Annotated in this window: 7 protein-coding genes and 2 pseudogenes; 4 read left to right on the top strand and 5 right to left on the bottom strand. The window is 69.5% G+C overall.

Features of this window, described 5'->3' with window-relative positions:
* Positions 1-212 precede the first annotated feature (212 nt).
* Positions 213-1,271, top strand: a complete 1,059-nt coding sequence (locus tag ABZ646_RS30850; RefSeq protein ID WP_360525971.1) for an NAD-dependent epimerase/dehydratase family protein — start codon at positions 213-215, stop codon at positions 1,269-1,271.
* An 18-nt stretch (positions 1,272-1,289) separates the two neighbouring features.
* Here the strand turns inward: ABZ646_RS30850 and ABZ646_RS30845 are convergent, their stop codons facing one another.
* Positions 1,290-3,545 carry an NlpC/P60 family protein gene (locus ABZ646_RS30845; RefSeq protein ID WP_360525968.1) on the bottom strand — a complete coding sequence of 752 codons (2,256 nt, stop codon included), beginning with the start codon at positions 3,543-3,545 and terminating at the stop codon, positions 1,290-1,292.
* 380 nt (positions 3,546-3,925) lie between these two features.
* A pseudogene (locus ABZ646_RS30840) lies at positions 3,926-4,930 on the bottom strand (PP2C family protein-serine/threonine phosphatase); the annotation flags it as partial.
* A gap of 217 nt (positions 4,931-5,147) precedes the next feature.
* Between ABZ646_RS30840 and ABZ646_RS30835 the strand changes: the two are divergent.
* Complete coding sequence (locus ABZ646_RS30835; RefSeq protein WP_360525965.1) at positions 5,148-5,585, top strand: pyridoxamine 5'-phosphate oxidase family protein; 438 nt, start codon at positions 5,148-5,150, stop codon at positions 5,583-5,585.
* A 24-nt stretch (positions 5,586-5,609) separates the two neighbouring features.
* Here the strand turns inward: ABZ646_RS30835 and ABZ646_RS30830 are convergent.
* Positions 5,610-5,753: pseudogene (locus tag ABZ646_RS30830) on the bottom strand (ATP-binding protein); the annotation flags it as partial.
* Positions 5,744-6,493 (bottom strand): transposase family protein, encoded by a 750-nt coding sequence (locus tag ABZ646_RS30825; protein WP_360525962.1) that lies wholly within the window; start codon positions 6,491-6,493, stop codon positions 5,744-5,746. The pseudogene ABZ646_RS30830 and the gene ABZ646_RS30825, both read right to left, overlap by 10 nt.
* Before the next feature lie 417 nt (positions 6,494-6,910).
* Between ABZ646_RS30825 and ABZ646_RS30820 the strand changes: the two genes are divergently transcribed.
* Together ABZ646_RS30820 and ABZ646_RS30815 are read left to right on the top strand one after the other, a co-directional pair.
* On the top strand, positions 6,911-7,552 hold the full coding sequence (locus ABZ646_RS30820) for a TetR/AcrR family transcriptional regulator (RefSeq protein WP_360525959.1): 642 nt from the start codon (positions 6,911-6,913) through the stop codon (positions 7,550-7,552).
* Complete coding sequence (locus ABZ646_RS30815; protein ID WP_360525957.1) at positions 7,549-7,956, top strand: hypothetical protein; 408 nt, start codon at positions 7,549-7,551, stop codon at positions 7,954-7,956. The genes ABZ646_RS30820 and ABZ646_RS30815 overlap by 4 nt, the downstream gene beginning before the upstream one ends.
* A gap of 454 nt (positions 7,957-8,410) precedes the next feature.
* Here ABZ646_RS30815 and ABZ646_RS30810 read toward each other — a convergent pair whose 3' ends face one another.
* Complete coding sequence (locus ABZ646_RS30810) at positions 8,411-10,033, bottom strand: hypothetical protein (RefSeq protein WP_360525954.1); 1,623 nt, start codon at positions 10,031-10,033, stop codon at positions 8,411-8,413.
* Positions 10,034-10,162: the final 129 nt, after the last annotated feature.

Raw genomic sequence — 10,162 nt, 5'->3', positions numbered from 1 at the left:
GGAAGCCTAAACTAAGGCAGTCCTAAGTTAGTACGCGGGTCCGGTCTATGACCTCATAAGGCGATCTTATGACCCATCCCGGGTCCGGCTTATGCCCGGGAACGGTACCCGGTGCGGTTCCCCCAGGTGCTTGGCGGCCGCCCCGGCCATGCACCACCCTGTCCTCTGCGGCGCACCGAGGCGCGGTGCGCCCGAGGGCGAGGGGTGAGGGCGTGGACGCACGCGGGGAGACGACCGTCGCGGTGACCGGCGGCAGCGGATTCGTCGGCAGCCATCTGGTACGACGGCTGCTGGAGCGGGGCTACCGGGTCCGTGCGACCGTTCGCAGCACCTCCGACGCCGCGAAGGTCCGGCCGCTGTGGGACCTCCAGGAGGCCTTTCCCGGACAACTCGCCCTGTTCCGTGCCGACCTGCTCCGGGACGGCTCCTTCGACGAGGCGTTCCGCGGCTGCGCGACCGTCTTCCACGTGGCCTCGCCGTTCCTGATGCCGGAGCGCATCAAGGACGGCCGGCGGGACGTGGTGGACCCGGCGTTGCTCGGCACCCGCAACGTCCTCGGGAGCGTGGCCCGTACCCCCGAGGTGACGACCCTGGTGTTCACCTCCACCGTCGGCGCGATCTTCGGCGACTACGCCGACGTCCGTGAGATGCCCGGCCAGGTGCTGACGGAGCAGTACTTCAACACCACCAGCACGGTGGCGAACAACCCGTACCACTACGCCAAGACGGTCGCCGAACGCGCCGCCTGGGACGCCGAGGCCGCCCAGGACCGCTGGCGCATGGTGTCGGTCAACCCCGGCCTCGTGCTGGGGCCGTCCCTGGCGCCCGCCTCCGAGTCCGGCAGCCTGTTCCTGCTGGACGAACTGTTCAAGGGCTACTTCTGCTACGGCGCCCCGGACTTCGGGTTCACCACCGCGGACGTCCGTGACGTGGCCGACGCGCACATCGCGGCGGCGGAGAACCCGGCGGCCAAGGGCCGTTACATCGTCGCCAACGAGACGATGACGTCGTTTCATGAGATGTCCCGGATCATCCGCACCCGCCACCGCTGGGACCCGCGGCTGCCGCGCACCGCGCTCCCGCACTGGCCGGTACGGATCCTCGGCCCGCTCTTCGGCCTCACCCAGGACTACATACGCAAACACCTCGGTATCCGCTTCCGCGTCGACAACAGCCGCAGCGTCCACGAACTGGGCCTCGTCTACCGGCCGGTCGAGGAGACCCTCCTGGACCACCACGAGAGCTGGCGCACGCGGCGGCGGAGGGTCTGACGCCCGGGTCCGTCCCGGCTACGCGGGGCGGATCACCCGGTGGATCGCAGACTCCCCGGCGTTGTAGATCGACTCCTCGCGGATGGACGCCCCGGGGCTCGGCGCGTGGATCATCGTGCCGCCACCCGCGTAGATTCCCACGTGGCTGTCGTTGTCGAAGAAGAACACCAGGTCACCGGGTTCGACGGCGGCCAGCGTCACCGGGGTGCCGGCCAGCGTCTGCTCCGGGGCGGTACGCGGCAGTGTGACGCCCGCGGCACGCCAGGCGGCCTGGGTGAGGCTGGAGCAGTCGTACGACTCCGGTCCGGTCGCCCCCCAGACGCACGGCCGTCCGATCTGCGCCCGCGCGAACTCCAGTGCCCTCATGGCCTTGCCGGGCTCGGCCACGGCGACGGCCTGGGGGAAGGCGGCGGGAGCGGGGGCCGGAGCGGTGACCACCGGGACGGCGGGGGTCATCGCCATGGGGGGCGCGGTCATGACAGCGACGGGTGCGGTGGCCATCGCTGCGGGGGCGGCGGCCACCGCAGCGGGAGGCACCGTCATGGCCGGCTGCGCCAGGGGCATCGCCGCAGGGGGCGCGGCCATGACCGGGGGCATCGGAGTGGACGGCATCGGCATCGGCATCGGCATCGGCATCGGCGTGGGCGCCGGTGCGGGGGGCGGGGTCATCGCCATGGCGGTGGGGTAGCCGGAGGCCGCGGGCTGCATCCCGGCGGCGTACGCGGCCATGTCGGCCGCGGGTGCCATGGGGTAGGCGCCCATGCCGGGGTCGGTCGGCGGGCCGGCGGGCATGGGGGGCACGGCGGGCATGACCGCGGTGGCGGCCTGAGCCGCGGTGTCGTACCCACCGGTGGGGTAGCCCATCCCGGGGGTGGCGGCCGGCGCGGTGGCGTAGGTGGCGGCATAGGCGGCCGCCTGCGGCGACATGACCTGGAAGGAGCCGGTGTCGATCGGGGCGGGAACGGGAACGGGAACGGGTGCGGGTGCGGCGGTCGGGAAGGCACCCGTGGTTATGGGGGCGGCGGAGGGGAAGGCGCCGGTGCCGGAGGCCCCGGTGGTCGGGAAGGCGCCCGAGTCGGGCGCGGACGGCATCGGGAACGTGCCGGTCGCGCCCGGCGTCATGATGCGGAAGGAACCGGTGTCCGCCGGGGACGGCCCCGCGGCCGTAGTCGGGAAGGCACCCGTGCCGCCCGGCGTCATGACGCGGAAGGCGCCGCTGTCGGTGATGGGGTTGGTGGCAGGGGTGGCGTCGGTGTTGCCGGGGGTCATGACGCGGAAGGCGCCGCTGTCGGTGATGGGGTTGGTGGCGGGGGCGGTGTTCGTGTTGCCGGGGGTCATGACGCGGAAGCCGCCGCTGTCGGTCATGGGGTTCACGGCCTGGGCGGCGTCACCGGCGCCGGGGGTCATGGTGCGGTACGAATCCGTGTCCGCCGGGGGCATGTTCTGGGCCGCGCCGGCGCCCGGGGTCATGACGCGGAAGCCGCCGGTGTCCATGGTGGGTACGGGCGGGATCGCGCCCGTCTCCGTCACGGTCATCGCCGGCAGCACGCCCGTGCCGGCCAGGGCGTCGGTCCGGAAGGCGCCGGAGTCCGTGCGCTGGGCGGGAATGCCGACGGCCGCAGTCGACCACTCCTGCGCCGGAACCCGGGTCTCGGGCATCGGCCACGGGTTCTGCGACGTCTGGGCGGGCTGCCCGGTGCGCTGCGACAGCAGCTCGCGCGCCTTGGCGACCTTCAGCTGGCTCTTGGTCTTGGAGGTCCCCGGCGCGGTCCGGCGCGGGGCGGCCGCGGACAGGGCCTTGGGCGGGCTCGACGGGATCGGCCCGCCCGCGGGCAGCGCCGCGACCGGCCCCGCCGTCAGCTCCAGCTTCGGGCGCTCCGCGGGCAGTTCACGGACCACCTCGACGCCGCTCTGCGCGGACGGCCCCGCGGGCAGTGCCGGACGGGCCGGGCCGGAGTCCTCCAACTGGCTGAGCAGGTCGGCGGCCATGGCGCTGACCGGCCGGCGCGGGCCGGGCCGCTCGGGCATCCGGTCGGACGGCAGCGCGGCCGGCACGCTCGGCCCCAGCTTCGCCCGCGCACCCTCGAACCACTCCCGGGCGATGTTGTCGAGGCCCGGGTCGTCAGTACGCTGCCGCTTGAACAGCGGGACGCCGCGTGAGCGCGAACCACCGCTCATCGCCCGTGTGGCGTTGTAGTTCCCGGTGGCGTTCTCGGCCTGGTCGTAGAGGTTGTTGATCCGCTGTCGAACCTCGTCACGGCTCTCGGACGCCATGGGGGTCGTGCTCCTTCCGTGCTCCGCCTACCGGGTCAGCAGTGGGGGTACTCCCAGGCCGTTCAGGCACTGGGGGAGGGTTCGGGCCTGGTATCCGGAAGGTATGCCCTACGGCCCCTGCCCTGCCGGGCATTCGGCCGATTCACCCCAGTGGTCGGTTGGGTCCCCGGCTCCGGATCACCCCGTGGGGACCGGACTCGGCGGAAGCCGCGCGGCCCGACGGGATTCGCCGGGGGGAGCCGAGCGGCTTGAACGTCAACTTAGCCAACTTGTGTCACTCGTGTGAAGGTTGACGTGCGTAATGTCCGATACGTATTTGTGATGTTCGTCGTATTGTTCGGTGTGGGTATACGCGGCGCGGCATTTCGCCCGCGCTGCGATCACAGTCGGACGACCACCAGCGCGGTGTCATCGGTCGCACCGTCCGGTGGGAGCAGCTCGCCCAGTACGGCGTCGGCGAGTTCCTCGGGCTCCAACTCGCGGTTGCCGGAAAGGGATCGGGCGAGCCGGTGCAGTCCGGTGTCGATGTCCTCGCGGCGGCGCTCGACAAGTCCGTCGGTGTAGAGGACGAGCGTCGCACCGTCGTCGAACGCGGTGACGGCCTGTGGGCGTGGCTGCGGATCGGGGCGGGCGTCGAGCGGGGGATCGGTGGCCCGGTCGAGGAACTCCACCCGGCCGTCGGGGTGCAGCAGGGCGGGTGGCGGGTGCCCGGCGCTGCTGTAGGTGACCGTGTGCCGGTGGAAGTCGACGAACGCCGTCACCGCCGTGGCCGACTCGGCGCCGTCCACCACGTGCGCGTACCGCCCCAGCACGTCGAGTGCCTGGGCGGGCCCCGCGGCCACCCGGGACGCCGCGGTCAGCGCGCTGCGCAACTGCCCCATCACGCAGGCTGCTTCGAGCCCGTGCCCGACCACGTCCCCCACCGAGACGCCGACCCGGTCCCCGCCGACCAGGTCGACCAGGTCGTACCAGTCGCCGCACACGTTCAGCCCGCCGGTCGCGGGCCGGTAGCGTACGGCCGCTCCGTGCCGCCCCAGCTTCCGCGGCGCGGGGAGCATCGCCTCCTGGAGGGCGACGGCCACTTCGCGCTCCCTGCTGTGCGCCTGCCGCAGCCGCTCGTTGATCTCCTGCAACTCGCCTGCCCGCCGGTACAGTTCGGCCTCCAGCACCTGTGCCCGCCCGCCACCGGTGGCCTGGCGGGCCCGGATCAGTTCGGTGACCTCCTCCACCCGGTGCACCAGCAGGACGACCTTGCCGTCCTGGTCGACCAGCGGCACGTTCACCGGGCTCCAGTAGCGCTCCTCCCAGTACCCGGGCCGGCCGGGGACCTGCACGTCGTACCGCTGGAGAGCCATCGTGTCGCGCTCGCCGGTGGCGAGGACCTGATCACGACACCCCCGCCAGATGACGCCTGATGGAACCAATCAGGGGAAGTCCACAGATGGGGCTGTGACGTTGTCCAGCGGCCCCGGGGATTGGTCGGCGCCGGGACCACTTGCGTGGGGACTCCCCTTTTCTTCCGGGGGCTCGGGGCGTCTGAGGCTTTGGTCGTAGGTCGTAGGTCGGTGGTGAAGTGATCGGCGGGAACAGAAGATTGACGATGTGGAATCTCCTGGTTTTGATGTGGATGCCTTCCTTCAGCAGCCGCTCACCGCTCGTATCGCGCCGAGCGGGCCGACGGTTCGTCCTGTCTGGTTCCTCTGGGAGGAGGGAGCTTTCTGGACCTTGACAGGCCCATGGGCCCGGCTGTTCGACGGCGTGAAGGATGACCCGAAGGTCGCCCTCGTGGTGGACGAGTGCGATCTCGCGACGGGGTGTGTCCGGCAGGTGATAGCTCGGGGCCAGGCCGAGCTTGTGCCCTTTGACGTGCCGAGGGGGCGGCGCAAGATTGCCCGCTATTTGGGTGCAGACGAGGCTTTGTGGGACGAGCGTTTCGTGCACTACCTGCACGACGATCCGGGCGAACGAGGCACGATGTGGCTGCATTTGGTGCCTGCCTCGCTCACCGCGACGGATCTCAGCTACTCCGTGGCATCGTGATGGTGTCTTCGCGGCCTCGTTCTTCTGCGCCTTGGTGCGGGCCAGTCGGTAGGACTCGGTTCCGGTCTCGACGATGGTGGCGTTGAACGTGAGGCGGTCGACGATCGCCGCGCAGAGCCGTGGATCGGTGAAAGTCCGGCTCCAGCCAGTGAGCGTTTTCAGCGTTGCCTCTCCAGAGTGAGGACGGCTTTGGTGATGACGCTCATGCGGTTGGGGCTGATGCGGGATCTGCGGACGATCTGCCAGGATTTGAGCCGTGCCATGCCGCGTTCGACGGGTGCGCGGGCTCCGGACACTGCCCGATTCCTGGTCCGCTCGGTAGGCGTGAGTTCGTCGTGGGATGGGCGGCGCTTGGCGGTGGTGACCCAGTCGCCCGCGCCGACGTAGGCCGTGCCGGCGAGGATCGGGACGCCCTGACGAGCGCAGATCCGGAGGATCTTGTGGGTGCGGGCGGCCGTCAGGTCGTGCGTGCGGCCCGGCAGCGCCGGCGAGAGCCACAGAATCTGACCGTCCGGGTCCTTGACGACCTGCACGTTCACTCCGTGCCGTTTGTGTTTCGCGGAGTAGTCGGCTCTGCCGTCGCCGACGCGGTCACACTCCGCAAGCGTGCCGTCCAGGAGCACAAAGTCCGGGTCGTGGTCGCGCAGTGTCTTCAGCAGGCCGGGCGCCTGCTGGGCGAGCAGGCCGATGACGGAGGTGACGTAGGCGTGGGCGGTACCGACGGATATCCCGAAGGCCGCGGCGGTCCTCGTGAGGGTGTCATGCCGGCGCAGGTACACGAGTGCGACGAGCGCACGCCGGTGCGGCGGGAGTTCGCACCGCCGGTCACGCCGACGGGTGAAGATGAGCATCGTGACCCACTCCACCAAGGCGTGGGGCAGGTCGAGTGCGGCAGGGTAGGGCACCAACAAAGCTCCTGTGCTGCTGGGTTGAGACGTCGAACACCTCCCTCAACGGCACGGGAGACCTGCCCGTTGCGCACCCCCCGACCACACGCCGTTCCGTCACCGCCCTTCTCGGGTCCAGAGCCACTGTTCGGCGGCATCACCATGGCGTGAGCAGGGCGTGAAACACGGGTTCCTGCGACTCCCCTGGGAGGCGCTGCCCGCCTGCGGCCCCTGCACCACCACCGTCCCCGCCGACCTGGCTTCATCTTCAGTCGCGCGGTGACTTGATCGCCAGACCGGTTGGGCCGGCCTGGCGGCGGTCAAACCGCGGTAGATCCCTGGCGCCTGCTGCTGCCCAATACGTCCTCTTGGCACAACCGCTGAATGCGTCTAGCCTTTTGAGCGGTTGCTCAAATCGTTTGGTGAACAGGGGGCTTCGTGGCCAAGGCCGGTGGGAAGCGGTCTGTCGACCCGGCCGGGAAGGCTGGCTCTGCAGGTACCCGGGCGTCACTGATCGAAGGAGCGATCACAGCGCTGCGTGAGAAGGGATTCGCCGGGGCGAGCGCGCGGGAGATCGCCCGGCACGCCGGCTGCAATCAGGCGTTGATCTTCTACCACTTCGGTTCGCTGGTCCAACTGCACCTGGCGGCCCTGGACGCGGTCAGCAGCGCGCGCCGCGATCGTTACCAGGGCATGGTCGACGCGTCAAAGAGCCTTGGCGATCTGGTGCAGGCTGCCAGGGCCGTCTTCGACGAGGACCTGAACGAGGGGCACGTGAGCGTGCTCGTCGAGATGATCGCGGCTGCCCAGTTCACCCCCGAGCTACGTCCAGAAGTTGCAGCCCGGATCCGTCCGTGGCGTGCCTTCGCCGCCGACAGTATCCGGGACGGACTTGCGGGTTACCCAGCCGCCCGGCTGCTGCCGCCCGAGGAACTCGCCCACGCGATCGTGGCCCTGTACCTGGGTCTGGAGATGCTCGCCAACCTCGAAGAAGAACGCGAACCCGCTCTCGCCCTGTTCGACCGGGCACGGAAGATCGCCTCGGTCCTCGACATCTTCAAACGAAAGAGGAAGGCATGACAAGAAAGAGACGCGACTGGCTACTCTTCACCGGTTGGTTCCTCACCGGAGCCTGCTACCTGCTCGCCCTGTTCACGGTGCTCTCGATCGGGCTCTTCATTCTGCCCCTGGCCCTGGCCGCCACCATCTTCCTGGCCACCCGCCGTGGAACCGGGCGAGGTATGGTCGGTCTGGTGTCCGGCGCGAGCCTGCCGCTCTTCCTCCTCGCCTACCTCAACCGGCACGGCCCCGGTACCTACTGCGACAACACCGCTGGCGGCCAGTCCTGCACCGAAGGCCTGCTCAGCCCCTGGCTTCTCCTCCTCGGAGGCGTCTGTCTGCTCTGCGCGGGAGTTGTACTCTTCCTCACCGTCCGGCGACGGCCCGCCGACGGCCTTCCGCTGAGCCGGCCCCGGGAAGTCTGAGGGGCCAGCCGCCTGCCCTCCACCACCTGGCAGCGGCACAGCGCCGGAAACGGCGCGAAAGGGCCGCGCTACTACGACTGGGCGTGGACTAACACCAGCAGCAGCCGCCGGCACCTGCTCATCCGACGCGACCGCTCCGCCGGCGAACTCGCCTTCTACCTGTGCTGGTCACCACCGAAGTGCCTTGTCCGAACTGGTCCGCGTCGCCGGTGTCCGCTGGAGCATCGAGGAATGCTTCCAAACCGCCAAGGGCCAGGTCGGACTCGCTTTCCTGACCGCCCTCGCCGCTGACGCGGCTCCCGACCGGCACACCAGCACGCGCCACCTTGCCCGCAGCCGCGATCCGATCACACTCACCGTCCCGGAAATCCGCCACCTGCTCGCCGCCACAGCCACTACCGACGACGGACCACCAGCGAACCCACCGGATAGATCACGAAACCGCACTGGAGTATCAGGAGCCGGTGAGGCGACGGGTGAGGCTGGTGATCACGGTGGTGCCGAGTAGCCAGCCGGAGAGGGAGCTGATCCAGGCGATCCAGGCAGTGCTGTCGACAGGGGTGAACGCCTTTTCCTGACCCAGGTCGAGGACGGGCAGGATCAGGTCGAGGGAGAAGACGATCGGTTGGAAGGACGGTCCGTGGGATTGAGCGGGCCGTGGTGGTGCTGCTGAGAAGGCGATGGCAGCGGTGGCGACCAGGGCCAGCAGCCACATCAGCGCGCGCCTCGGTCTGTAGCCGTATCCGACAGTGGCGTCTTCGATGTAGCCCCATAGCCGGGCAGGCCATGGCAGGCTGCGCCGGCGTTGTCGATGCCGAGCCAGGAGTACTGTGCGCGCGTCGTCGTCATGGCCGAGTTGACGGTAGTAGGCGGCCAACTGTTCGTAGGGCTGGGGGTGGTAGTCAGCGCTGCGCTGTAGCCAGGGCAGACGGTGAGCGGCCGGCATCACCGGGTGGAGGGCTTGGTAGGTGAGTGCGGTGAGCGCAATCTGTGCGGGCCACGAGTCAGTGGAATCGGTGATGGAAACGACGGTCGCAGCGCTCAGGTCGAGGGTGGCGGGCGGCGCAGTGAGGGCCTCCAGATGGAGCGCTCCGAGGGCGGCGCGGTGCAGGTCGACGGTTGCTTCCTCCGTGAACGTTGTCCCGATGAGCGAAAGGGTGCCCTTGACCTCGGCCCGGGTGAGATCGATGGTTCCTGCGACGCGTGACGCATTGTCCAGCGTGATGTTTGCTTCCACTCGGGCTCCGGGAGCCCGAAGCGCGAACTGGTGGTACGTGAGGAGCGTGCTGGCGGTGAGTTCTATCGATTCGCCGACCACCGCAGCGAACAGATTGACACCCCCCTCGACCGTCAGGCCACCAGCGTAGATACCACCACCGACGGTGAGCGTCGGAGCGCTGACGGCCCACCCGGTGGTAGTCCGTATGTCGGCACGGGCAAGCCAGCATTGGCCGCCAATCGTTGCGCCGAACAGGCGGACGCCACCGCCGTCGACCAACAGGCTGGTACAGCGGAGGTCTTGAACGAGGTGGAGGCCGTCGCCACGGAACGCCGGACGTTCCTCCTCGCCGGACAGGTGGGCCTCGGTGAGCTCAATGGTGAAGGCCTGGGCGCCCCACAGGTTGAGCCCGCCCGTCACATGAGCGGAGTGCGCGTACAAGCCGCCTTCGACGCGGAGCTGAGGCCCGTTCACGGCAAAGCCGGCTCCGTCGCCTGTGATGCGGGCGGAAGTGAGCCACAGATCGCCCCTGATCTGCGCGCCGAACAGGTCCAATCCGCCACTGACCAGCTGGTCAAGTGTCAGATCGCCGTCCGCGCGCAGTCGGTCGGCGCGCAGCCGAGGCATGTGACAGCCGGTGAAGTCCGCCGAGCGCAGGGAGGCGTCGGCGAGGTCCACCGGCTCATCGAACCGACTTTCGCGGAAGGAGAAGGGGATCTCGACCGCGGCGTGGCGCAGTTCGAGGCGTCCGGTGATGTGCGCACCGATCAGCTGCAGCCGCGACACCGCTCCCGGCTCCGGCGCAGGGGGTTGCAATAGGAGAACGGCGATGACCTCGGCAGGGACTTCCTGGCTCATGGAACTCGGGTCCTGTGTCGTGCCGTCGGGTGATGCAGCACTGTGAAACTGTTCAGCCGCACCACGCCGTGAACGGAAGTGGGGCTGTTCGTGGTTTCAGAACCAACACAGTGGACGCGAGCAACTGAG

Source organism: Streptomyces sp. NPDC007162 (assembly GCF_040634175.1).
In the GTDB taxonomy this organism is placed as follows: Bacteria; Actinomycetota; Actinomycetes; order Streptomycetales; family Streptomycetaceae; genus Streptomyces.
Note: the sequence above shows the minus strand (reverse complement) of the source record. Positions and strands in the feature narration are given on the sequence as shown.